Origin of the sequence: Chiayiivirga flava (assembly GCF_014202825.1) — a bacterium.
Lineage (GTDB): Bacteria > Pseudomonadota > Gammaproteobacteria > Xanthomonadales > Xanthomonadaceae > Chiayiivirga > Chiayiivirga flava.
In genome coordinates this window covers 1,045,360-1,069,633 of record NZ_JACHHP010000001.1, presented here as the reverse complement: position 1 = coordinate 1,069,633, position 24,274 = coordinate 1,045,360, and the positions used below count along the sequence as shown (strand labels likewise).

General features: G+C 69.4%; 20 protein-coding genes. 10 read left to right on the top strand and 10 right to left on the bottom strand.

Going from position 1 to position 24,274, the window contains the following annotated elements; all coding sequences use genetic code 11:
• Positions 1-23: 23 nt before the first annotated feature.
• From HNQ52_RS04495 to HNQ52_RS04480, 4 genes are all read right to left on the bottom strand, one after another.
• Positions 24-1,121, bottom strand: coding sequence for a lipoprotein N-acyltransferase Lnb domain-containing protein (locus tag HNQ52_RS04495; RefSeq protein WP_246387604.1), 1,098 nt, complete (start codon positions 1,119-1,121; stop codon positions 24-26).
• A 571-nt stretch (positions 1,122-1,692) separates the two neighbouring features.
• Entirely contained in the window at positions 1,693-2,544 is an 852-nt protein-coding gene (locus tag HNQ52_RS04490; protein WP_183959888.1) for a CorC family transporter, read from the bottom strand.
• Between the two features lie 83 nt (positions 2,545-2,627).
• Entirely contained in the window at positions 2,628-3,095 is a 468-nt protein-coding gene (gene ybeY, locus HNQ52_RS04485; RefSeq protein WP_183959887.1) for an rRNA maturation RNase YbeY, read from the bottom strand.
• Positions 3,096-3,137: 42 nt separating this feature from the next.
• Positions 3,138-4,124, bottom strand: a complete 987-nt coding sequence (locus HNQ52_RS04480; RefSeq protein WP_183959886.1) for a PhoH family protein — start codon at positions 4,122-4,124, stop codon at positions 3,138-3,140.
• A gap of 202 nt (positions 4,125-4,326) precedes the next feature.
• On the opposite strand from HNQ52_RS04480, the gene HNQ52_RS04475 reads away from it, so the two are divergent.
• The 8 genes from HNQ52_RS04475 to HNQ52_RS04440 all read left to right on the top strand — a co-directional run bounded on the left by HNQ52_RS04475 (position 4,327) and on the right by HNQ52_RS04440 (position 14,209).
• On the top strand, positions 4,327-5,067 hold the full coding sequence (locus HNQ52_RS04475; protein WP_183959885.1) for a TetR/AcrR family transcriptional regulator: 741 nt from the start codon (positions 4,327-4,329) through the stop codon (positions 5,065-5,067).
• Positions 5,060-6,019, top strand: a complete 960-nt coding sequence (locus HNQ52_RS04470) for an HlyD family secretion protein (protein WP_183959884.1) — start codon at positions 5,060-5,062, stop codon at positions 6,017-6,019. Before HNQ52_RS04475 ends, HNQ52_RS04470 begins: the two co-directional genes overlap by 8 nt.
• Before the next feature lie 301 nt (positions 6,020-6,320).
• Positions 6,321-7,256, top strand: a complete 936-nt coding sequence (locus tag HNQ52_RS04465) for an ATP-binding cassette domain-containing protein (RefSeq protein ID WP_183959962.1) — start codon at positions 6,321-6,323, stop codon at positions 7,254-7,256.
• Complete coding sequence (locus tag HNQ52_RS04460) at positions 7,253-8,341, top strand: ABC transporter permease (protein ID WP_183959883.1); 1,089 nt, start codon at positions 7,253-7,255, stop codon at positions 8,339-8,341. Before HNQ52_RS04465 ends, HNQ52_RS04460 begins: the two co-directional genes overlap by 4 nt.
• 185 nt (positions 8,342-8,526) lie before the next feature.
• Positions 8,527-10,371: a monovalent cation:proton antiporter-2 (CPA2) family protein gene (locus tag HNQ52_RS04455; RefSeq protein ID WP_183959882.1), complete on the top strand. Its 1,845-nt coding sequence runs from the start codon at positions 8,527-8,529 to the stop codon at positions 10,369-10,371.
• On the top strand, positions 10,368-10,913 hold the full coding sequence (locus tag HNQ52_RS04450) for a DUF924 family protein (RefSeq protein WP_183959881.1): 546 nt from the start codon (positions 10,368-10,370) through the stop codon (positions 10,911-10,913). The genes HNQ52_RS04455 and HNQ52_RS04450 overlap by 4 nt, the downstream gene beginning before the upstream one ends.
• Positions 10,914-10,970: 57 nt before the next feature.
• Positions 10,971-11,543, top strand: a complete 573-nt coding sequence (locus HNQ52_RS04445) for an ECF-type sigma factor (protein ID WP_183959880.1) — start codon at positions 10,971-10,973, stop codon at positions 11,541-11,543.
• A complete protein-coding gene (locus HNQ52_RS04440; protein WP_183959879.1) occupies positions 11,540-14,209 on the top strand; it encodes a serine/threonine-protein kinase in 2,670 nt (889 codons plus the stop codon). Before HNQ52_RS04445 ends, HNQ52_RS04440 begins: the two co-directional genes overlap by 4 nt.
• 39 nt (positions 14,210-14,248) lie before the next feature.
• Here HNQ52_RS04440 and miaB read toward each other — a convergent pair whose 3' ends face one another.
• Positions 14,249-15,592: a tRNA (N6-isopentenyl adenosine(37)-C2)-methylthiotransferase MiaB gene (gene miaB, locus HNQ52_RS04435; protein ID WP_183959878.1), complete on the bottom strand. Its 1,344-nt coding sequence runs from the start codon at positions 15,590-15,592 to the stop codon at positions 14,249-14,251.
• A 123-nt stretch (positions 15,593-15,715) separates the two neighbouring features.
• Between miaB and HNQ52_RS04430 the strand changes: the two genes are divergently transcribed.
• Entirely contained in the window at positions 15,716-16,645 is a 930-nt protein-coding gene (locus HNQ52_RS04430) for a lytic transglycosylase domain-containing protein (RefSeq protein ID WP_183959877.1), read from the top strand.
• A gap of 279 nt (positions 16,646-16,924) precedes the next feature.
• Here HNQ52_RS04430 and HNQ52_RS04425 read toward each other — a convergent pair whose 3' ends face one another.
• From HNQ52_RS04425 to HNQ52_RS04405, 5 genes are all read right to left on the bottom strand, one after another.
• Positions 16,925-17,968 carry a sulfate/molybdate ABC transporter ATP-binding protein gene (locus tag HNQ52_RS04425; protein ID WP_183959876.1) on the bottom strand — a complete coding sequence of 348 codons (1,044 nt, stop codon included), beginning with the start codon at positions 17,966-17,968 and terminating at the stop codon, positions 16,925-16,927.
• Positions 17,969-17,990: 22 nt separating this feature from the next.
• Positions 17,991-18,890, bottom strand: coding sequence for a sulfate ABC transporter permease subunit CysW (cysW, locus tag HNQ52_RS04420; protein ID WP_183959875.1), 900 nt, complete (start codon positions 18,888-18,890; stop codon positions 17,991-17,993).
• A gap of 9 nt (positions 18,891-18,899) precedes the next feature.
• Entirely contained in the window at positions 18,900-19,766 is an 867-nt protein-coding gene (gene cysT, locus HNQ52_RS04415; protein ID WP_183959874.1) for a sulfate ABC transporter permease subunit CysT, read from the bottom strand.
• 291 nt (positions 19,767-20,057) lie between these two features.
• Entirely contained in the window at positions 20,058-21,068 is a 1,011-nt protein-coding gene (locus HNQ52_RS04410; protein ID WP_183959873.1) for a sulfate ABC transporter substrate-binding protein, read from the bottom strand.
• Between the two features lie 68 nt (positions 21,069-21,136).
• Complete coding sequence (locus HNQ52_RS04405; protein WP_183959872.1) at positions 21,137-22,597, bottom strand: OprO/OprP family phosphate-selective porin; 1,461 nt, start codon at positions 22,595-22,597, stop codon at positions 21,137-21,139.
• 374 nt (positions 22,598-22,971) lie between these two features.
• Between HNQ52_RS04405 and HNQ52_RS04400 the strand changes: the two genes are divergently transcribed.
• The gene (locus HNQ52_RS04400; protein ID WP_183959871.1) at positions 22,972-24,273 is read left to right on the top strand and encodes a cation:dicarboxylate symporter family transporter; all 1,302 of its coding nucleotides are present in this window, start codon (positions 22,972-22,974) and stop codon (positions 24,271-24,273) included.
• The last annotated feature ends 1 nt before the right edge of the window (position 24,274 follow it).

Here is a 24,274-nt window from a genome sequence, read left to right as displayed (position 1 = left end):
CCCGCGTTTGCGGGGTGGTTGCGTCAGGCGCGTCGCGCGGGACGCAGGCGAAGCGCAAGCACCAGGTGCAGCGGCAGCAGCAGCGCGATCCAGTCGCCGGTGCTCTGGATGCGGAACGGCAGGAACTTGAAGAAAAACGCGAAGCAGGCGCAGGCCGCGACGGCGAGGGCGAAGCGCGCGAGCCAGCGGCTCGGTGCGTCGCCGCGGGCGAGCGCGGGCACGGCGGCAAGCAGCAGCAGGCACAGCGGATTGAAGAGCAGCGCGTTTTCGTTCTGCCATGCGGCGCTGTGGTCGGTGGCGATCCACAGCGCGAGCAGGCCGAGGCCGACGAGGCCGAACCCGAGCCACAGCACGCCGATCGCGGAGGCGCCGGCCACGCGTGCGGCACGCGGCGCGCGCGGGTGCAGCGCGAGTCCGAACAGCAGCGCGAGTCCAAGCCCGGCGAAGGCGAACCGCCAGCGCCAGTCCGGCGGCGATGACGGCGGCAGCGCGATGCGCTGCGGCAGCAGTTGCAGTTCCTGCACCACGAGCGGACCGCCGTCGGCAGTCTTTGCTTCGCGCAGGGCGTCGGCGAGGCGGCCGGGCACGTAGCCTTCGTCCCACCACGTCATCGGCCGGTCGACGAACGGTCCGAGCCCGAGGTGGATGCCGAGATAGAGCCACGGCAGCGTCGACGACAGCCGCAACGCCTCGCTGCGGTAGGTGAAGCCGTGCGAACGGCCCTGCCATTGCCGCTTCAGCGTGCCGCCGAGCGCGTCGTCGAGCGCGTCGCGGACCTTGGTCGAGCAGTTCTGCAGGAAATAGTCGTAGTGGTAGTCCTTGTTTTCCGGCAGCGCGTTCCAGACGAGGAAGTCGCGCAACGCGAAGGCCTGTTCGGGGGTGACGTCGAGCCACTGCAGGATCACGCCGCGGCCGTCGATCTCGTAGCCGCGCAGGTCCTGCTCCATCGGCAGCGCGGCCAGTTCGTAGAGCATGCGGCCGCGCAGGAAGCGGGTGAGGAAGCCGGGCTGTTCGAAGTCGAAGTAGCCGTAGTTGTAGAGGGTGCGCGTGCCGGCGGCAGGATCGTCGACGAGGATGGCGTTGTGGCCGAAGCGGGCCCAGTAGTCCTCGCCCGGGGCCATGGTCACGACACCGATGCGCGGGACCTGGGCGAGGGCGGTGGTGCAGAGCAGGGCGAGCAGAAGTATGAGGAGCAGGAGCGCCCCCTTCCGCCTGCGTTCGGCCGGTGGTAACCGGCCTCTCCCTTCCCCCGCTGCGCGGGAGAAGGACTCGGACTGGTGTCGTTGCTGCGTCATTGTGGCGTCATCGCTGCTGCTGCGGCGGCGGCGGAGGCAGCAAGATCGGCGGCTGTGGCAATCGCATTTGCAGTGACAGTGGTAGTGGTAGTGGTAGCAGCAATGATGGCAACAGTGGCCTTGGCAATCGCAACCGCAATCGAGACTGCGCCTGCGCCTGCAACTACATCTGCGCCTGCGATTGCAGTTGCCGTGGCAACCCTATGTGCGGTGGCAGGTGCAGTGCGCATCGTTTCGGGATAGCCATGGGGTGCGCCGGAGCATTCCTTCTCCCGCGCAGCGGGGGAAGGGAGAGGCCGGTTACCACCGGCCGAACGCAGGCGGAAGGGGGCCGGCAGCGGGAACGCGTCGCACACCCGCACACCTTCGCCTGCAGCGCGCGCCACCGCGACCCTGCTCATTCCGCCCCGCGCACACCCACGTGCAGCGCGTGCACGCGCCGTGCATCCGCGCGCGCGATGCGGAATTCGAAGCGGCCCAGCACGATTTCCTCGCCCGTCTCCGGCAGGTGGCCAATGGCCGCGGTGATGAGGCCGCCGAGGGTGTCGTACTCGTCGTCGTCGAAATCGGCGCCGAAGCGTTCGTTGAAGTCGGCGATCGGCGTCAGCGCGTCGACCACGTACTGGCCGTCGGCCTGGGCTTCGATGAGGGTCTGCTCGCCGGGGGCATCGTCGTGTTCGTCGTCGATCTCGCCGACGATCTGTTCGAGCACGTCCTCGATCGTGACCAGGCCCGCCACGCCGCCGTATTCGTCGACCACGATCGCCATGTGGTTGCGCGAGAGGCGGAATTCCTTCAGCAGCACGTTGAGGCGCTTGGACTCCGGGATGAGCACCGCCGGACGCAGCAATTCGCGAATCGACGCCGGGCCGTTGTCCTCGACGACGCCGCGCAGCAGGTCTTTGGCCAGCAGGATGCCGAGGATTTCGTCGCGGTCCTCGCCGTGCACGGGGAAGCGCGAATGGCCCGATTCCACCACGGCGCGCATCACGTCCAGGAAGCGCGAGTCGGCCGCCAGCACCACCATCTGCGCGCGCGGCACCATGACGTCGGAGACGGTGAGATCGGAGACGGTGATCGCACCTTCGATCATCGACAGCGTGTCTGCCGACAGCAGGCCGTTGGCCTGGGCGCCGCGCAACTCCTCCAGGAGTTCTTCGCGGTTGCGCGGTTCGCCGGAGATGGCCTGGCTGAGTCGGTCGAACCAGGATCGGGACGGCGAACCGCTACTACTGGGTTCCTCGGGCATCGGAGTGCGGCAGGGCCGGAAGACGGATGGCGTCTGAGTCTAGCGGAAATTTCCTGCGGACATGCAACGCGGCGGGGCAGGATCTAGTCGGCGTAGGGGTCGTCGAATCCAAGGGAATCAAGGATTTGCCGTTCGAGCGCTTCCATCGCCTCGGCTTCGCGCGTGTTCTCGTGGTCCCAGCCGAGCAGGTGCAGCACGCCGTGCACGGTGAGGTGGGCGTAGTGCGCGAGCAGTTCCTTGCCCTGCTCGCGTGCCTCGCGCGCGACCACCGGCGCGCACAGCACGATGTCGCCGAGGATCGGCAACGTTACTCCCGGCGGCAGTTCCGCGGGGAAGCTGAGCACGTTGGTGGCGTAGTCGCGTCCGCGGTAGTGCCGGTTGAGCGCGCGGCCCTCGCGTTCGCCGACGATGCGCAGCGCCAGGTCCGCGCGCTTGATGCGGCCGGCCAGCGCGGCATGCGCCCAGCGCCGGAACGAGACCGCCGCCGGCAGGCCGCGACGCGGAATCGCATAGCTGACGGCGAGGTCCAGTTCGACGGCGGTGCGGGGCATGGCGTGCGCTCGGGCTCGGACGCGGGGCGTGGGACGCGGCCGTCAGGCGCTGCCGGCGGCGTCGCGTGCATCGTAGGCGCGGACGATGCGCGCCACCAGTGGATGGCGCACCACGTCGCCGGCGGTGAAGAAGGTGAAGCTGACGCCGTCCACCTCGTGCAGGACCTCCACCGCGTCGCGCAGTCCCGATTTCACGTGCTTGGGCAGGTCGATCTGGGTCAGGTCGCCGGTGATCACGGCGGTGCTGCCGAAACCGAGCCGGGTCAGGAACATCTTCATCTGTTCGATGGTGGTGTTCTGCGCCTCGTCGAGGATGACGAAGGCGTCGTTGAGGGTGCGGCCGCGCATGTACGCCAGAGGGGCGATCTCGATGACGCTGCGTTCGATGAGTTTGGCGACGCGTTCCACGCCGAGCATCTCGTACAGCGCGTCGTACAGCGGGCGCAGGTAGGGGTCGACCTTCTGGCTCAGGTCGCCGGGCAGGAAGCCGAGTTTCTCGCCGGCCTCCACCGCCGGGCGCACCAGCAGGATGCGCTGCACGCGCGATTCGTTCAGCGCCTCGACGGCCATCGCGACGGCGAGGAAGGTCTTGCCCGTGCCGGCCGGGCCGACGCCGAAGTTGATGTCGTGCGTGGCGATGGCGTGCAGGTAGCGCGCCTGGTTCGGTCCGCGCCCGGTGATGGTGCCGCGCTTGACCTTGATCGCCACCTCCTGCGCCCCCTGCGCGGCGCGCTCGGCGGCGCGTTGCACGAAGCGCTCGGCGTCCGATTCCTGCAGGCGCAGGTGCACGGCGTGGGCGTCGAGGGTTTGGTCCTCGGTGGCGGTGTAGAGCGCGCGCAGCAGGCGTTCGGCGGCATGCGCGGCGTCGTCGTCGCCGATCACGCGGAACACGTGGCCGCGGTTGGCGATTTCCACGCCCAGGCGCAGCTCGATCTGGCGCAGGTGTGCATCGGCGGGCCCGCTGAGATTGGCGAGGCGTTCGTTGTCTTCGGGGGTGAGCGCGAAGTCGCGTTGGGTCGGGGCGGTCATCGGGGCAAGCCTAGCGCGCGGTTGGGGTGCGGGCCAGCGCCGGGTGTGCGGCGGGCGACGGGCGCGGCCAGGGCTTGCGTGCGGCCGATGTCCCGGCGCCCTCGCAGTGCGAGGCATGCGGTCGTCCAACGGCAGCTGAATCGTCGGCAACGCGGCAGGCCGCGGCATTGCAAATAATTAAACATGAAATTAAATTTTGCCGATGGCACGTCGACCTCCGCCGAAAGCCCGCGCTGCCGCCGCAGCCAAAGCCGCCACGGCCAAGCCCGCCGTGGCGAACCCCCCCGCTGCGCAGACCAGGCGTCCACGCAAGCCCCGCGCCCCCGGACGGCCCGCGGCCGGGACCGATCAGCGGGCCGAGCTCCTCGACGGCGCGCTGCGCTGCTTCGTCCGCGGCGGCATCGCCACCACGCCGTTGCGTGCCATCGCCGCCGAAGCCGGGGTCACGCCCGCGCTCGTCAACTACTACTTCGGCAGCCGCGAGCGCGTGGTCGACGCCGTGGTCGAGGAACGGCTGTTGCCGCTGCTCGGCGGCATGCGCGGCGCGGTCGACGGCGCCGGAGACGATCCCGCGCGCCTCGTGGCCGGCTTCGTTGCCGCCGTCGGCGCGCTGGTCGCGGCGCATCCGTGGTTTCCCGCGCTGTGGGTGCGCGAAGTGCTGAGCGAAGGCGGCGCGCTGCGCGGGATGCTGATCGAACGCATCGGCCCGATGCTGCCGCAGCAACTGGCGAAACGCTTCGCCTCGGCGCAGGCGCGCGGGGCACTGAATCCCGACCTCGATCCGCGCCTGCTCGTGGTCTCGCTGATCGGCCTCACGCTGTTCCCCATCGCCGGTCGCCCGCTGTGGCAACAGATCTTCGCCACCGGCGACCTCGGCTTCGACGTGCTGCAGCGGCACGTGCTGACCCTGCTCGCGCGGGGACTGGAGTTCGACCATGCCTGACCGCCGCCTCCCGCTCGCCGCGCTCGCGCTGGTTTCGCTCGCCGCCTGCTCGCCCGCGCCGCCGCAGGTGCTCGGCACGCTGGAGCGCGACCGCATCGCACTGCCGGCGCCCGCGTTCGAGCCCATCGTCGAGATCGCCGTGCGCGAAGGCGAGCAGGTCGCCGCCGGCGCCGTGCTCGTGCGTCTGGACGAGGCCCGCAGCCGCGCCGCCCTCGCTGCGGCGCAGGCCGAGGTGCGGCGACTCGGCGACGTCCTTGCCGAACGCCAGGCCGGCGCCCGCGGCGAGGAGCGCGAGCAGGCGCGCGCGCAGATCGCCGCCGCCGCCGCGCTGGAACGCAATGCCCGGCTCGAGCGCGAACGCGTCGACGCGCTGCTGGCGCGCGGCCTGGTTCCCCGGGCGCAGGCCGACGCGGCAGGCGCCGCACACGACAGCGCCGCCGCCAGCCTGCGCGCCGCGCGCGCCGCGTCCGCGCTGCTGGAACAGGGCACGCGCGCAGAGCAGATCGCGCAGGCGGACGCCGCGCTCGCGGCCGCGCAGGCACAGGTCGATCGACTCGCCGTCGATCTGCAGCGCCTGCGCGTGCACGCGCCGCGCGCGGGCATCGTCGACAGCCTGCCGTACGAGGTTGGCGATCAGGTCGCCATCGGCGCGCCGCTGGTGCACCTGCTGGTCGGCGACGCGCCGTACGCCCGTGTCTACGTGCCGCAGCCGCTGCGCGCGGACGTGCACGTGGGCGACGGCGTGCGCGTGCTGCTGGAAGGCGAGACGCGCGCCTTCGCCGGCCGTGTGCGCATGATCCGCAGCACGCCGAGTTTCACGCCGTACTACGCGCTGCACGGCGACGATGCCGCGCGCCTGAGTTATCTGGCCGAAGTGCAGCTGGGGGCGGAGGCGGCGGCGCTGGCGGTCGGCTTGCCGTTGCGCGTCGAGATCGAAGCGGGAGAGAAGTAGGAATGGACGTTGCGCGTCCGGTTGGGACAGCGACCCCCTTCCGCCTGCGTTCGGCCGGTGGTAACCGGCCTCACCCTTCCCCCGTTGTGCGGGAGGAGGCGTTCTTCGCCGTGGTGTTCATGGATACGGCAGGTTTGTCGTTCTCGGTCCGATCGATCGAAGCGTCCTTCTCCCGTGCAACGGGGGAAGGTGCCGGCAGGCGGAAGGGGGGCAACGAAGCCGATCAATTCCACCATCTCGACAACCCCACCGAACCGGCGCCTCCACACCGCAGCGTGGCACGATGACCGCCACCCTCGCCATCCGTGCCCGCAGCCTGACAAAACAGTTCGGCCCTCTGCGCGCCGTCGACAATGTCGACCTCGACGTGCCGAAAGGCGCGGTCTACGGCTTTCTCGGACCGAACGGTTCGGGCAAGTCGACGACCATCCGCATGCTCTGCGGCCTGCTCACGCCGACCGCGGGCGACATCGACGTGCTCGGCCTGCGCATCCCGGCCGACGCCGAGGCGCTCAAGCGGCGCATCGGCTACATGACGCAGCGCTTTTCGCTGTTCGAGGACCTTTCCGTGCGCGAGAACCTCGAATTCATCGCCGCGGTGCAGTCGCTGCCGCGTGCGCAGGTCCGGCTCCGCGTCGACGCGCTGCTGCGCGACTACCACCTCGCCGACCGCGCGAAACAACTGGCGGGCACGCTGAGCGGCGGCCAGAAGCAGCGCCTCGCGCTGGCGGGCGCGGTGATGCACGCGCCCGAACTGCTGTTCCTGGACGAACCCACGAGTGCGGTCGACCCCGAATCGCGCCGCGACTTCTGGGACAAGCTCTTCGCACTCGCCGACGCGGGGACCACCATTCTGGTCTCGACGCACTACATGGACGAAGCCGAACGCTGCCACCGCCTCGCCATCCTCGACCGCGGCGTGCTGGTGGCCGACGGCACGCCGGCGGCGCTGTCGCAGGCGCTCGACGGCCGCACGTTCGGGGTGGCGTCGGCGCGCCCGCGCCTGGCGCAGGCCGCGCTCGCGGCGCTGGCGGGCGTGGTCAGCGTGGCCCAGATCGGCAATGAGCTGCGTGTGCTGGCGCTCGACGGCGAGCGCATCGATCCTTTGCGGGAGGCACTGCGCGCGGCCGACCCGGACGCATCGATGGCCGCCGTCGCACCGAGCCTCGAGGACGTCTTCGTCGCCGCCACGCACGGACGCGCGCGCGCGTCGCAGCAGGACAGGCCCGCGGCATGAGCGTCCAGCGCCTGCTGGCCGTGATGCTGAAGGAGCTGCGCCAGTTGCGCCGCGACCGCACCACGCTGGCGATGATCATCGGCATTCCGGTCATGCAGCTGGTGCTGTTCGGCTACGCCATCAACCTCAACCTGCGCGGCCTGCAGGCCGCGGTGGCGGACGAGGCCGGCACCAACCAGTCGCGCGCGCTGGTGCAGGACATGCTCGCCACGGGCGTGGTGCAGGTCGGCGAGCATGTGCAAACGCCGCAGGAACTCATGGCGCTGCTGCGCGCCGGGCGCATCAGCGTCGGCATCGCGATCCCGCGCGATTTCGACCGCCGCCGTGCCGAGGGCCGCGAGGCGGTGCAGATCCTCGTCGACGGCAGCGACACGGTGGTGCAGAGCGCCGCGGTGCAGCTCGCGCAACTCCCGCTCGACACCGCCCCCGGCGGCGCTGCGCGCGAGGCACCGATCTCGGTGGTGGCGTTCTACAACCCCGAACGCCGCTCGGCGGTGAACATCGTGCCCGGTCTCATCGGCGTCATCCTCACGATGACTATGGTGCTGTTCACCGCCGTGGCCATCGTGCGCGAGCGCGAGCGCGGCAACATGGAGCTGCTCATCACCATGCCGCTGACGCGGCTGGAACTGATGCTCGGCAAGATCCTGCCGTACATCGGCATCGGACTGCTGCAGACCACCGTGGTGCTGGGACTGGGCATGCTGCTGTTTTCGGTACCGATCCGCGGGTCGCTGCCGGACGTGTACATTGCGGCGATGCTGCTGATCGCGGCCAACCTCACGCTCGGCCTGCTGATCTCCAACATCGCACGCTCGCAGTTCCAGGCGATGCAGATGGCGTTTTTCGTCTTCCTGCCGTCGATCCTGCTGTCGGGCTTCATGTTCCCGTTCGCCGGCATGCCGGGCGTGGTGCAGTGGCTGGCGGAAGTGTTGCCGCTGACGCATTTCCTGCGGCTGATCCGCGGCACCATGCTGCGCGGCTCGGGCGTGGCCGAGCTGTGGCCGGATGCGCTGGCGCTGGTGGGGTTCACGGCGGTGGTGCTGACGCTGGCGGTGTTGCGCTTCAGCAAGCGGCTCGACTGATTGCTGCGACGACGAGACGCACGCCGCGCGCAAGCCCCGTCGTCCCGGCGTTCGCCGGGACGACGGGTTCTGACGGGATCTCACACTCTCGTACACGCTATCGCAATCCGTCTCCGTCGTCGGCAGAGCTGAACATCCCCCGCCACACGCGGTAGCATCCCCGCTGTTCCCGCACCGGATGTCCCATGGCCGCCGAAAGCAGCGCCAGCGATCTCATCAGCGTCGTCGCCCTGCTCGGCGCCGCCGTCGTCACCGTGCCGATCTTCCGCAGGCTCGGGCTCGGCTCGGTGCTCGGCTACCTTGCCGCCGGGCTCATCGTGGGTCCGTACGGCTTCGGCTGGTTCTCCGATCCGCAGGCCATCCTGCACGTGGCCGAACTGGGCGTGGTGATGTTCCTCTTCGTCATCGGACTGGAGATGCGGCCGTCGCACCTGTGGGGGCTGCGCAACGAGATCTTCGGCCTGGGCTCGGCACAGATACTGACGTGCACGGCGGTGCTCACAGGCATCGGCGTGGCCTTCGGGTTTCCGCTGCCGGTGTCCTTCATCGGCGGCATGGGCTTCGTGCTCACCTCCACCGCCATCGTCATGCAGCTGCTCGGCGAGCGCGGCGACATCGCATTGCCGCACGGCCAGAAAATCGTCGCGATCCTCCTGTTCGAGGACCTGCTGATCGTGCCGCTGCTGGCACTGGTGGCCTTCATGTCGCCGCAACCGGTGGCCGAGGCAGGCTCGCGCTGGACGAGCGTCGGCATCGGCCTGGGCGCGCTCGGCGGGCTCATCGTGGCGGGCATCTGGCTGCTGAATCCGATGTTCCGCATCCTGGCCGCGGCCAAGGCGCGCGAGGTGATGACGGCCGCCGCGCTGCTCGTCGTGCTCGGCGCGGCGCTGCTGATGCAGCTCGGCGGGCTGTCGATGGCGATGGGCGCCTTCCTCGCCGGCGTGCTGTTGTCCGAATCGATCTTCCGCCACCAGATCGAAGCCGACATCGAGCCGTTCCGCGGCATCCTGCTCGGGCTATTTTTCCTCGGCGTCGGCATGGCGCTCGATCTGGGCGTGGTCGCGAGCCACTGGCAGCTTATCGTCGCTGGCGTGCTCGCGCTGATGGTGGCGAAGGCGCTGTGCATCTACGTCGTCGCGCGACTCCTGCGCAGCAGCCACGGCGAAGCGCTCGACCGCGCCGTGCTGATGGCGCAGGGCGGCGAATTCGCCTTCGTGCTGTTCGCGGCCGCCGCGGCTGCGGGCGTCATCGATGCCGAGGTCAACGCCAACCTCACCGCCATCGTGGTGCTGTCGATGGCGCTGACCCCGCTCACCACGCTCGCGCTGCGTCCGTTCACGCGCCGCGCGGCGCTGTCACTCGACGGCGTGGACAAGGCCGAGGGCCTCAGCGGCTCGGTGCTGATCATCGGCTTCGGGCGCTTCGGCCAGGTGGCCAGCCAGTCGCTGCTGGCGCGCTCGGCCGATGTCACGATCATCGATACCGATATCGAGATGATCCAGAGCGCCGCCGAGTTCGGCTTCAAGATCTACTACGGCGACGGCACCCGCCTCGACGTGCTGCACGCCTGCGGCGCCGGCCACGCACGCGCGATCGCTGTGTGCGTGGACGACAAGGCCGCCGCCACGCGCATCGTCGAGCTGGTGAAGGCCGAGTTCCCGCAGGCGAAGGTGTTGGTGCGCTCCTTCGACCGCGAACATTCGCTGGAACTGGTCGGACACAATGTCGATTTCCAGATCCGCGAAACCTTCGAATCGGCCCTGCGCTTCGGCGAGGCCGCGCTGCGCGAGCTCGGCGTGTCCGAGCGCGAGGCGGCCGATGTCGCCGAGCTCATCCGCCAGCGCGACGCCGAACGCTTCGAGCTCGAAATCGCCGGCGGCAACCTCGAAGCCGGCCGCAGCATGATCTACGGCAACACGCCCAGTGCGCCGAAGCCGACGCCGTTCGTCGCACCCAAACGCGAGAGCCGCGCGCTCAACGCCGAGGCCGCGGCGGCGAAAACGCAGGCCGACGTGGAGGCCGTGGAATGAACACGCAGCGCAACATCGAGGCCGTGATCGGCTTCTGGCGCGACGCCGGCCCGCAGCGCTGGTTCGCGCAGGACGATGCCTTCGACACACGCTTCCGCGAACGTTTCCTCGATGCCCACCACGCCGCCGCCCGGCGCGAGCGCGACGCCTGGGCCGACACGCCCGACGGCGTGCTCGCGTTGCTGATCCTGCTCGACCAGTTCCCGCGCAACGCCTTCCGCGGCACCGCACACATGTTCGCCACCGACGGCCTGGCACTGCATTTCACCGAGCGCGCGCTCGCCGCGGGATTCGATGCGCGCATCGAAGCGGCGCTGCGCCCGTTCGTCTACATGCCGCTGATGCACTCGGAGGCCGTGTCGGACCAGGATCGCTGCGTGGCCTGCATGCAGCCGATCGGCGGCGAGTCGCTGAAATACGCCGAGGTGCATCGCGACATCATCCGCCGCTTCGGCCGCTTCCCGCACCGCAACCCCATGCTCGGCCGCGAAACCACCTCCGCCGAACGGGCCTTTCTCGACGCCGGCGGCTTCGCCGGCTGACCTGCCGCCCTGTGCGCGGGGCGGCAGGCTGCGATACGCTGTCGCAGGAACTCCGCGGTGCGCACGGCCATGGTCGACATCACCGAACTGATCCACCAGGCCCGCGATGGAGATGCGGCCGCGTCGGAGCAGCTGTTTGCGCACGTCTACGACGATCTGCGCCACATCGCCGCGCGCCAGCTCGGGCGACAGCGTGGCCAGATGCAGGTCACTTCGCTGGTGCACGAGGCGTGGTTCCGTCTTGCCCGGCCCGATGCGCTGCGCATGAACGACCGCGCGCACTTCTACGCCATCGCGGCGCGCGCGATGCGGCAGCTCGTCATCGATCACGCCCGCCAGCGCGTCGCCGGCAAGCGCGGCGGCGGCGAGGTGATGCTCGAACTCGATTCGCAGGTGGCCACGGCCGGCCGCGACAGCGAACTGCTGGCGCTGGACCAGGCGCTGGAACAGCTTGCCGAAGTCGAGCCGGAGCTCGGTCGCATGGTCGAGATGCGCTTTTTCGCCGGCATGGAGCTGGCCGAGATCACCGACGTCACCGGCCGCAGCGAACGCAGCCTCAAGCGCGACTGGCGCCGCGCGCGCGCCTTTCTGCACGCGCGCCTGAGCAACGCCGAGGTGCTGCCCGAATGAGCGCGGATCCGCAGCGCTGGCAGCGTCTGTCGCAACGCTTCGAGGAACTGGTCGATCTCGACGGGCCGGCGCGCGACGTGCATCTGGCGGCACTCGCGCGCGAGGACGCCGCGTTCGCGCGCGAGCTGCGCGCGATGCTGCAGGCCGACGATATCGCCGAAGGCCTGCTCGACGCCGGCATCGCCGATGCCGCGCCGACGGTGCTCGGCCGTCTTGCCGGCGCGGACGCCGACACGGCCGAAACTGCCGCGCCGCCGTTCGAACGCGTCGGACGGTTCCGCCTGCTGCAATTGCTCGGGCGCGGCGGCATGGGCGAGGTGTGGCTCGCGCAGGCGAGCGAGCAGGGCTTCGTGCAGCAGGTGGCGCTCAAGCTGCTCAAGCGCGGCATGGACAGCGACGAGATCGTGCGCCGCTTCGAACGCGAACGCCGCATCCTCGCGCAGCTGCACCATCCGAACATCGCCAGCTTCGTCGACGGCGGCCTCGCGCCCGACGGCCGGCCGTGGTACGCGATGGAACACGTCGAAGGCGTGCCGATCGCCCTGCACGCGCGCCAGCGCGCGCTCGACGTGCGCGAACGCGTGGCGCTCGTGGCGCAGGTCTGCGACGCGGTCGCGCATGCGCAGACGCGTCTGGTGGTGCATCGCGACCTCAAACCATCGAACATCCTCGTCGGCGCCGACGGCCAGCCGCACGTGCTCGATTTCGGCATCGCCAAACTGCTCGACGACACCGACGACGCCGAGCTGACCCGCACCGGCGTGCGCGCGCTGTCGCCGGCCTACGCGGCGCCCGAGCAGGCCAGCGGCGAACCCGTCAGCACCGCCACCGATGTGTTTTCGCTCGGCGTGGTGCTGTACGAGCTGCTGACCGGGCGTCTGCCGCAGCAGCGCGGCAGCCCGGGCGCCGACGGCGCCATCACGATCGAACGTCCGAGCGCGACGGTGCGGCGCGCGGACGCGGCGCAGCGCACGCAGGCGTACGGCGAGCGCGGGCAGGCCGTCGAACGTCTCGCGCGCCACATGCGCGGCGACCTCGACACGATCGTGTTGACTGCGCTGCGGCGCGAGCCGGAACGCCGCTACGCATCGGCGGCGGCGCTGGGCGAGGATCTGCGCCGCTGGCTCGACGGCAAGCCGGTGCGCGCACGGCCAGACTCGGCGTTGTACCGCGGCACGCGTTTCGTGCAGCGGCATCGCGTGGGCGTGGCGGCGGCAGCGCTGGTGCTGCTGTCGCTTGCGATCGGCATCGGCGTTGCGCTGCATCAGGCGGGCGAAGCGCGCGCGGCGGCGGCGGCGGCGCTTGTCGCGGAGCGGCACGCCGAAGAGCAGGCCGAGGTCGCCACCGCGGTGCGCGACTTCCTGCTGCAGGACGTGATCCGCGCGGCGAACCCGCTCAATGCGCAACTCGACATCACGTTGCGCGACGCCCTCGTCGCCGCGATCCCGCGCATCCATGCGCGCTTCGCCGGCAATCCGCGCCTCGAAGGCGTGGTCCGGCACAACCTGTCCGAATCGCTGTACATGGCCGGTGCGCGCCCGGAAGGCGCCGAGCAGGCGCAGGTCGCGCTCGACACGCTCGAAGCCGCCTTCGGCCGCGCCGACGCCGATGCGCTTGCGGTGCGTCAGATGCTCGCGCGCCTGCTGCTCGCGCGCGACGATCTGGACGACGCGCGCCGCATGTACGCGGACGGGCTCGCCGCGATCCCGGCCGGGGCGCCGGCGCGGCTGCGGCTGCCGTTCGAGGTCGGGCTCGCCGGCGTCGACGTCGAGACCGACCAGGAGGAACGCGCCATCGCCACGCTGGAACGCCTGGTGCCGCAGACCGAAGCCGAGTTCGGCATGACCGAAGGCGTGCACATGGATGCGCTCGACCACCTGCTGCGTGCCTACAGCCAGCGCGAGCGCAACCGCGAGGCCATCGAGCTCGCGCACCGCACGCGCGTGGCGCTGGAGCGCACGCACGATGCCGATCATCCGCTGATCGCGCGCTGGCTCGAGCGCGAGGCCATCATGCTCCGCGTCACCGAGCGTCCCGACGAGGCACTCCCGCTGATGCAGCGCTCCTTCGAGTCGCTGCGCAAGCGTCTGGGCGACGACCACGCCAACGTGCACAGCACGCGCCAGCAGCTGGCGGCGCTGCTGCTGGACATGGGGCGTCCGGCCGAAGCCGAACCGCTGATGCGGCAGGTGCACGAATACCGCGTGAAGGAATTCGGCCCGGACAAGGAACACACCTGGCTGTCCGGGATCTGGTACGCGCGTGCGCTGCAGGCCAACGGCAAGCTCGACCAGGCGCGACGCCTGTTCGAGGACACGCGTGCCGCGGCCGAGCGCGTGCATGGCGTCGGCGCCGGGGCCTCGCTGCCCTACGTGCAGACCTACGGCATGTTCCTCGAACAGACCGGCGACACGGCTGCCGCGCTGGCCCTGCGCCGCGATCTGCTGCAGCAGTCCATCGTCGCGCTCGGCGAAGAACACCCGAGCGTGCCCATGTACGCCTGGGACGTGGCCGAGACGCTCGCCTCGCGCCGCGAGGACGCGGCGCTGATCGCGTTCTGCGCCACATGGATGCCGCGCTGGGACGCGCAGTTCGACGGCGACAGCCGCATCGTCGACGCGCGCGCGTGGCTGGCGCGTGCGCAGGACGCCACGGCGAAGCGGTAGCGCCGCCGGTCCGGCGCACCGCGCCGCGGGGAACGCGCGCTACGCGGCGATGTCGTCGGTCATCGCCACGCGCCCGCGCAGCGAATTGCTCATCGCCTCGGTGATCGTCACGTCGACGAACCGGCCGATCAGGCGCGCGTGCGCCGGGAAGTTCACGTAGCGCATGTTTTCGGTGCGGCCGGTGAGTTCGGCCGGATCCTTGCGGCTCGGTCCTTCGACGAGAACGCGCTGCACGCTGCCCACCATCGCGGCCGAGTAGCGCTTCGCGTTGGCATCGATCGCCGCCTGCAGGCGCGCGAGTCGGTCCTTCTTGACCTGCATCGGGGTGTCGTCCGGCAGGTTCGCGGCCGGCGTGCCGGGGCGCGAGGAGTAGATGAAGGTGAAGCTCTGGTCGAAGCCGATGTCCTCCACCAGTGTCATCGTCTTCTCGAAATCGGCATCGGTCTCTCCGGGGAAGCCGACGATGATGTCGGTGGAGATCGCGATGTCCGGCCGCACCGCGCGCAGCTTGCGGATGCGCTGCTTGTATTCGAGCGCGGTGTAGCCGCGTTTCATGGCCGAGAGGATGCGGTCCGAGCCGGCCTGCACCGGCAGGTGCAGATAGTTCGCCAGCTGCGGGACATCGGCATAGGCCTCGATCAGCGAGTCGGAGAATTCCATCGGGTGCGACGTGGTGAAGCGGATGCGGCCGATGCCGTCGATCTGCGCGATGGCGCGGATCAGGAAACCGAAGTCGGCGATGCTGCCGTCGTGCATCGCGCCGCGGTACGCGTTGACGTTCTGCCCGAGCAGGTTCACCTCGCGCACGCCCTGCGCGGCGAGCTGCGCCACTTCCACGATCACGTGGTCGAACGGCCGGCTGATCTCCTCGCCGCGCGTGTAGGGCACCACGCAATAGCTGCAGTACTTCGAGCAGCCTTCCATGATCGACACGAACGCGGTCGGTCCTTCCGCGCGCGGCTCGGGCAGGCGGTCGAACTTCTCGATCTCGGGGAAGCTGATGTCGACCTGCGGCTTGCCGGTGCTGCGGCGGGCGTCGATCATGTCCGGCAGGCGGTGCAGCGTCTGCGGGCCGAAGACCAGGTCCACGAACGGCGCGCGCTTGATGATGGCCTCGCCCTCCTGCGACGCCACGCAGCCGCCGACACCGATGATCACGCCCTCCTTGTGCTGTTTCAGCTCGCGCCAGCGGCCGAGCTGGCTGAAGACTTTCTCCTGCGCTTTTTCGCGGATCGAGCAGGTATTGACCAGGATCACGTCGGCTTCGGCCTCGATCTGCGTCAGTTCCAGGCCGTGTTCGGCAGCCAGTACGTCGACCATCTTGGCCGAGTCGTACTCGTTCATCTGGCAGCCGTGCGTCTTGATGAACAACTTGCCGGACATGGCGGTTCTCGGGTCGGGTGGGGCGGGCGAACTTTCCATTCTACTTGCCGGTCTGCCCACGGACCACTCGTAACCTCAGGCCCGCGCTTGGCTTTTTCGGTTTCTTCGCGGACACTGGGCCGCATGGACGGCAGGGGACCGCACCTTCAGGCATTCGCGCGCGCGCAGTTTCTCGCTGCGTTCGGCCTGTTGGCGTGCCTGCTGGCGTCGTCGGTTGCCTCCGCCGGCACGCTGTACCGCTGCACCGATAAGCACGGCGCCACGGCATACACCAGCACGCGCGACGGCTACACAAAGTGCAGCCTGCTCGGAAATTACCCGGCCGCCAAGCCTGCCGCGGCATCCGCTGCGCCGGCCGGCACGCCCGCGGTCGGCGGGGTCGAATTCCGCACGGCCGTCGGCGACGGGGAACCGCTGGCCGCAACCGTGCCGGCCGGTGCCAAGCCCACGATCACACGTGGCGCGGTCTACAAGTACGAGAAGAACGGCATCACGCACTACACCAACCGGCGTCCGGCGGGGCAGAAGGCGCAGGTGCTGTTCTCGTACATCGAGACGTGTTTTGCCTGCGGGGTGAAACCGGGCGTCGATTTCAATTCTGTCGGGCTCAATCTCACCGCGTACGCGGACGAAGTGCTGGCCGCGGCCGCGCTGCACGGCGTGGATGCGGCGCTGATCCGCGCCATCATGCATGCCGAATCCGCCTACAACCCCAACGCGGTATCGCGCGCCGGTGCGCAGGGGCTGATGCAGCTGATTCCGGCGACCGCGGCGCGGTTCGGGGTGAGCGATCCGTTCACGCCCGCGCAGAACATCGACGGCGGCGTGAGTTACCTCGCGTGGCTGACCAAGCGTTTCGACGGCGACCTGACCAAGGTGGCGGCCGGCTACAACGCGGGCGAGGGCGCGGTGGATCGGTACGGTGGCGTGCCGCCGTACGACGAGACGCAGCGCTACGTGGAGCGGGTGAACATCCTGCACCAACGTTATGCGAGCGAGATGGCGAAGGCGTCTGCGACGGCGTCGCTGAAGCATTACGGGACGGTCAACTAGACGGCCGGTTGGCGCCGTTCGATTGATGCGCCGGCCCCCCCCTTCCGCCTGCCGGCACCTTCCCCCGCTGCGCGGGAGAAGTGACACTTCGCTGTAGGCCGCGTACAGGTGGAGCGTTTCGGATCGTCCGGGCAAGAAACGAAGCAATCCTTCTCCCGCGCAGCGGGGGAAGGTGCCGGCAGGCGGAAGGGGGTGGGCCCTGTCCGGCCACTTCAGTTCAACGATTCCCGGCAAACCACAATCGCCGGCAATCGAAGCACCGACCACGCCGCCCCTCACTCACCCCAGCACATGAAACCGCAGCGGTGTCACGCCCACGCTGTCGCCCTCGCGCGGTGCCCGCAGGCCCGGTGACGCGGCCAGATCGATTTCCAGCGGCCGCTTCTGACCCGGGACATCCAGATCCAGCGTCACGCGCCCGCCCAGCGTGCGCACCTTGCGCACGCGCGCGGGCAGGCCCTCGTTCGGCGTGCCGAGCGCGAGATCGTGCGGGCGCACGAGGATGCGTCCGTCGCCGTGTGCCGGCGATGCGGTCGCGAAGCGCCGGTGGCGTTGGCCGGCCGGCACGAAGCCGTCGCGCTCGAAGCGGCCTTCGATCACGTTGCCGCGTCCGAGAAAATCGAACACGAACGGCGTCTGCGGATCGGCGTACACCGCCTCCGGCGTGCCGGTCTGCTCGATGCGGCCAGCGTTCAGCACCACGATGCGGTCCGCCAGCTCCATCGCCTCTTCCTGGTCGTGCGTGACGAACACCGTGGTGTAGCCCGTGTCGTCGTGGATCCGGCGCAGCCAGGTGCGCAGTTCGGCGCGGACTTTTGCATCGAGCGCGCCGAACGGCTCGTCGAGCAGCAGCACGGTCGGGTCGATCGCCATCGCGCGCGCCAGCGCCACGCGCTGGCGTTGCCCGCCGGACAGCTGGTGCGGGTAGCGCGCGCCGAGGTCTCCGAGCTGCACCGTGTCGAGCAGCGCCTGTGCGCGGCGTTCGATCTCGGCCTTCGTCGGCCGTTCGGCGCGCGGCTTGCAGCGCAGGCCGAACGCGACGTTATCGCGCACGGTCATGTGGCGGAACAGCGCGTAGTGCTGGAACACGAAGCCGACGCGCCGCGCCTGCACCGAGAGCTGCGAGGCGTCGCGGCCGCTGAAGAGGATCTGCCCGCGTTCGGCGAACTCGAGGCCGGCGATCGCGCGCAGCAGCGTGGTCTTGCCCGAGCCGGAGGGCCCGAGCAACGCGATCAGTTCGCCGGAGCGGATCTGCAGGTCGACATCGTGCAGGGCCACCGTGTCGGCATAACGTTTGTGCAGGGCGCGGATGTCGATGTCCATGAACGGGCTCCGTTGACGCAAATCAGTGCGACCGGACGCCGCCGCGCCGCCCCAGACGCCATTCGAGCAGCGTCTTGAGTCCGAGCGTGAGCAGCGCGAGGCCGGCGAGCAGCGACGCCACCGCGAACGCGGCGACGAAGTTATATTCGTTGTAGAGGATTTCCACGTGCAGCGGCATGGTGTTGGTAAGCCCGCGGATGTGGCCCGAGACCACGCTCACCGCACCGAATTCGCCCATCGCGCGCGCATTGCACAGCAGCACGCCGTACAGCAGGCCCCAGCGGATGTTCGGCAGCGTGACGTGCCGGAACGTCTGCCAGCCGGACGCGCCGAGGCTGAGCGCGGCCTGTTCGTCGTCGGTGCCCTGTTCGACCATCAGCGGGATCAATTCGCGCGCGACGAACGGGAACGTGACGAAGATCGTCGCCAGCACGATGCCCGGCACGGCGAAGATGATGCGCACATCGTGCTCGGCCAGCCACGGCCCCAACCAGCCGTGGGCACCGAACAGCAGCACGTAGACCAGGCCCGACACCACCGGCGACACCGAGAACGGCAGGTCGATCAGCGTGATGAGCACCTGCTTGCCGCGGAACCGGTGCTTGGCGATGAGCCACGCCGCAGCAACGCCGAACACGAGGTTCAGCGGCACCGCGATCGCGGCGACGAGCAACGTGAGGCGGATCGCCGCGAGCGCATCGGCTTCGGTGAACGCGGCCAGATACGCGCCGACGCCCTGCCGCAACGCCTCGGCGAAGACCGCGACGAGCGGCAGCAACAGAAAGAACGCGAGGAAGCCGATCGCGCCGGCGATCAGCAGCATGCGCACCCACGGTGGCTCGGTCGTCGGAGCGCGCGGCGACGGGCGGCGCGTGTGGGTGCGCGTCAACGACTGTTCCGCGATGCGTTCGGCAAGTTCCATCGTGCCTCGTCATCCGCGCAGCGGGGCGCGGTAACGTCCGGCCCACGCCTGCAGTGCGTTGATCGCGAACAGCAGCGCGAACGCGATCAGCAGCATCGCGCTCGCCACCGCGGTGGCGCCGGCATAGTCGAATTCCTCCAGCTTGATGACGATCAGCAGCGGCGCGATCTCGGTCATTCGCGGGATGTTGCCGGCGATGAAGATCACCGAGCCGTATTCGCCCACCGCGCGTGCGAACGCGAGCGCGAAGCCGGTGAGGATCGACGGCAGCACCGTCGGCAGCACCACGCGCGTGATGCTGTGCCAGCGGCTGGCGCCGAGCGAGGCGGCGGCTTCCTCGAAGTCCTTTTCCACGTCAGCCAGCACCGGTTGCACCGTGCGCACCACGAACGGCAGGCCGATGAACACCAGCGCCACCGTGATGCCGAGCGTGGTGTAGGCCACCTTGATGCCGAGCGGTTCGAGCCAGCGTCCGATCCAGCCGTTGCCCGAATACAGTGCCGTCAGCGCGATGCCGGCGACGGCCGTTGGCAGCGCGAACGGCAGGTCGATCATCGCGTCGAGCAGTGCGCGGCCGGGGAAGCGGTAGCGCACCAGCACCCATGCCACCAGCGTGCCCATCACGGCGTTGAATGCGCCGGCCGCCAGTGCCGTACCGAAGCTCAACTGCAGCGCACCGATGACGCGGCTGTCGCTCCAGACGTGCCAGAGCCCGTCCCAGCCGAGATCGGCAGTTTTGAGGAAGATCCCGGCGAGAGGGATCAGCACGACGAGGCTCAGGTACGTGACGCTGTAGCCGAGCGTGAGGCCGAAGCCGGGAAGCACGCGGCGGGTGCGGCGTGGCGACGAAGGAATGTCGGCAGCGACGGCGCTCATCCGGGCGACCACGCGAAAGCCCTTTCGCCTGGAAGGGGGAAGGGTTGGGTCTGCTCTTGATCTGCCGCTGGTCTCCTTCCCCCTTGATGGGGGAAGGCCGGGATGGGGGCGGCTTTTGATCTTGTTCGTGTATTGCTTTGCCGCAGTGAACGTTCAACGCGCTGCAATGTCAGGAGCCACCCCCATCCCAACCCTTCCCCCGTCAAGGGGGAAGGGCTCAAGCCCGGGGCGGGGAAACGCCGGAAGATCGGGTGAGGAGTGCGGGAAGGCATCAGGAGGCCGGATGGAGGACTACGGCGCATAGATCTGATCGAAGATGCCGCCGTCGCCGAAATGCTCGCTCTGCGCTTTCGCCCAGCCGCCGAAGTCGGCAATCGTGACCAGTTCCACGTCCGGGAAGCGCGCGATGTCGGCGGCATCGGCCAGCTCCGGTTTGCGCGGCCGGTAGTAGTGCTTCGCCGCCAGACGCTGCCCGTCCGCGCTGTAGAGGAATTCGAGATACGCCTCGGCGGTTTCGCGCGTGCCGTGCTTGTCGACGTTGCGATCCACCAGCGCCACCGGCGGTTCGGCGAGGATCGACAGCGACGGCACGACGATATCGAACTTGTCCGGGCCCAGTTCCTCGATCGAGAGAAAGGCCTCGTTTTCCCACGCCAGCAGGACATCGCCGATGCCGCGCTGCACGAACGTCGTCGTGGCGCCCCGCGCGCCTGTATCGAGCACCGGCACGTTCGCGTACAGCTGCCCGAGGAACGCCTTGGCCTGTTCCGCGTCGTTGCCGTTCGCGCGCAGCGCGTAGGCGTACGCGGCGAGGTGGTTCCAGCGCGCGCCGCCGGAGGTTTTCGGGTTCGGCGTGATCACGCTGATCCCGGGCGCGACGAGATCGTCCCAGTCCGCGATGTTCTTCGGATTTCCGCGGCGCACGAGGAAGACGATGGTGGAGGTGTACGGCGCGCTGTTGTCGGGCAGGCGCTGCTGCCAGTCGGCGGGCAACAGCCTCGCCTTGTCGGCGATCGAATCGATGTCGAAGGCGAGCGCGAGCGTCACCACATCGGCAGACAGGCCGTCGATGACGGCACGCGCCTGTTTGCCCGAGCCGCCGTGCGAGGTCTGGATCGTCACCGTGTCGCCGCTCCTTTCCTTCCATTGGGCGGCGAACGCGCTGTTGACATCGCGGTAGAACTCGCGTGTCGGATCGTACGAGACATTGAGCAGTTCGATGTCCTTGCCGTGCGCTGCGCCGGCGACGAACAGCGCGGCTGCGGCGAGATGCGGAAGACGGAAGCGTTGGAGAAAATGCATGCGATGGACTCCTGCGCGAAGCGAGCGGATCGGGGCGGGAATGGTCGGGTGCGCTGTGGCGATGGCTGTCAGAACGCGACCTGCACGCGTGTGAACACCGTTTTTTCGTCGTCGCGATCGGCGCCGTCGGCCGCACCACCGTCGAAGCGGGTGCGGGTGTGGTTGAGCACGAGCTTGAGATTGCTGCTCGGGTACCAGTTCAGACCCAGGCCCCACGACGCGGCGCGTGCCGCGGCGGTGGCCGGATCGGCAAACACAGGGAAGGCGGCGGTGTCGATGTCGAGTTCGCCGTAACGCGCGGCCACCTCGAACGCACCCCAGCCGCCGTCGCCGAAACCGAACGGATTGTCCGGTTTCACCACGCCGCGGAAACTCGCGTCCTCGCCGGTGAGCACCCAGCTGCCGGCCAGTTGCCAGGCGCTGTTGGCCAGTTCGGCGCGGGTGCCGCCGCCGTCGCCGTCGCCGGGCAGCAGCAGTTCCTGTTCCGATTCGATGTATTCGGCGAGCAGGCCGAAGGCGTTGCGGTAGTAGTAGGCCTGCGGCGACCAGCGCGTGTGCTTGCCGTCGGCGAGCACGGCGCCGCGGTAGTTGAAAAATTGCAGCTGGCCGGGCGTGCGGTACCGCGGCAGGACATTGTTGCCGCTGCCGCGCTTGTCGCCGCTGCTCGCGGCCATGCCGAAGCCGAGGCCGGACCAGGCGTTGGCCGCGTTCTTGAACGGTTCGAAGAACACGCGTGCGGCGAGTTCGAAATCGTCGTCGGGATTGGTCGTGCTGCTGTCGCGGCCGTCCGGCGCGCCGTTGTAGACGCCGACGGTGTAGTTGACCGAGGCTTTCGCGAGGTCGCCCTGCAACTGGGCGCCGATGTCGCGATTGGGCGCAAGTTCGGTCGGGAAGCCGCGCTCGACGAAGGCGATGCCGCTCGCCGACTGCAGGCGTTCGAGTCCGATCGGGCCTTTCACCTTGCCCACGCGCAAGGTCGCCGCGGGATCGAACTTCACGTCGACATAGGCGTCGACGATGGTGGTGCCGTCGCCGGCAAACTCGGGCGTGAGCCGGAACGCGACGAGCGGCCCGAGCGAGCCTTCGAGCGAGGGGCGGATGCGTCGCCAGAGAAAGGTGTCGTTCTGCGGGGCTGCATCGTCGTCGAGGAAGAAGCGCGCGTCGGCCTGCGCGGTGCCGCGCAGCTTGATGTCGTACTGGCTGTCGGGCGATCTGGCCGACAGGCCCTTGTCGTTGACGGCAACCACCGGCGTCTTCGCCGCAAGCGCGACGCTGTCCTCGCGCTGGATCTCGAGCGTTCGTTCGAGGATGCGCAGTCGCTGGTCGAGTGCGGCGAGTTCGCCGGCCGCATCGCTGGCGGCGGCAGGTTCGCCCTGGCCGAGGCGGGCTTCGAGCTGACGCAGGCGCGCGGTGAGCGCTTCGAGGGTCAGGGTGTCGTCGGCCGACCAGGCGGGCGTCGCCGCGCAGCAAGCCGCGATGGCAAGCACGGTTCGAAGCCGATCGGGCGAGGCGCGAAGCAGATGGCGCATGGATGGGCTCGGCGAGGTCGTGGCGACCGGGGAGCGCATCGTCCGCCGGCGCGGGCCTGTCGCTGAAATGAGTTGTTGGCGGGTGCTTATGCTGCGGATGTGCTGTGCCATCCCGGACAAGGCACTCGCGCGAACGCGTCGACTGACATGGCGCCGCTTTTCCTTCTCCCCGCGGGAGAAGGTGGCCGGCAGGGCGGATGAGGGCGCCACCTTCTTTCCATCCTCGACGCAAGCCGGACGGTCGCGCCCTCATCCGCCTTCGGCACCTTCTCCCGCAGGGAGAAGGAAATGCGGCATTCCGCGCGCGTGCGACCACCGCGCGATCCGGTCGTGCGGTATCGTGGCGCGATATCCGTTCCCGGTCCGTGATCGCCGTGAAATCCATCGCCGCCGCGTGGTTCCGCATTCCGTTCTGGCAGCGCGTGCTGGGCGCGTTCGTGCTTGGTGCGCTGGTCGGCTGGCTGCTCGGCGAACGTGCGGGGCCGTGGTTCCAGCCGCTCGGCACGCTGTACATCACGCTGATCAAGATGATCGCGACGCCGCTGGTGTTCTTCGCGGTGATCAGTGCCGTGGCGCGGTTGCACGGGCAGCAGAGCATTGCCGCGCTCGGCGGGCGCACGTTCGCGTGGTTCGCGGGCACGGCGGTGCTGGCGGTGTGCGTCGGGCTCGGTGTCGCGCTGCTCGTCGACCCGGGCGCGGGGGTGGGCGATCTGGTCGCATCGGACACCTACACGCCGAAGGTGGTCCCGACACCGGTGCAGGTGCTGCTCGACGTGGTGCCGGCGAACCCGTTCGCGGCGCTGGCGGACGGAAAGATCCTGCAGGTGATCTTCTTCGCGGCGCTGGTCGGCATCGCGCTCGTCAGGCTCGGCGAGCGGACCGCGAAGCTGCGCGCGCTCGCCGACGAGGCCAGCGAAACGATGATCCAGATCACGCGCTTCGTGCTGGAATTCACGCCGATCGGCACCTTCGGTCTCATCGCCGCGCTGGTCGGCACGTACGGGTTCGAGAAACTGGTGCCGCTCGGCAGTTTCGTGCTTGCGCTGTACCTTGCCTGCGCGCTGCACATCGTGGTGGTCTACGGCGGCCTGCTGCTCGCGCACGGCCTGGACCCGCGCAAGTTCTTCCGCGGCGCGGCGCCCGGCATGCAGGTGGCGTTCGTGAGTTCGTCGAGCTTTGCGTCGATGCCGATCGCCATCCGCTGCGTCACGCACAACCTCGGCGTGAATCGCGACTACGCCGCGTTCGCCGTGCCGCTCGGCGCCAGCATCAAGATGGACGGTTGCGGCGCGATCTATCCGGCGATCGCGTCGGTGTTCATCGCGCAGTACTACGGCATCGAACTGGGCGCTGCGCAGTATTTCGCGATCCTGCTGGCCTCGGTGCTCGGCAGTTTCGGAACCGCCGGCGTGCCCGGCACCGCCATCGTCATGGCCACCGTGGTGCTCGCCGCCGCGGGGCTGCCGCTCGAAGGGCTGGGCTACCTCGTGGCCATCGATCGCGTCCTCGACATGATGCGCACCATGACCAACGTCACCGGGCAGATGCTGGTGCCGGTGCTGGTGGCGAAAGAGCGCGGCCTGCTCGACGCGGCCGTGTACGATGCGGCGTCGACGAACGTGGGATTGCCCGCGCCCGGCGACGACACCAACCCCGCCGTCCGCGAGCGGGCCTGAG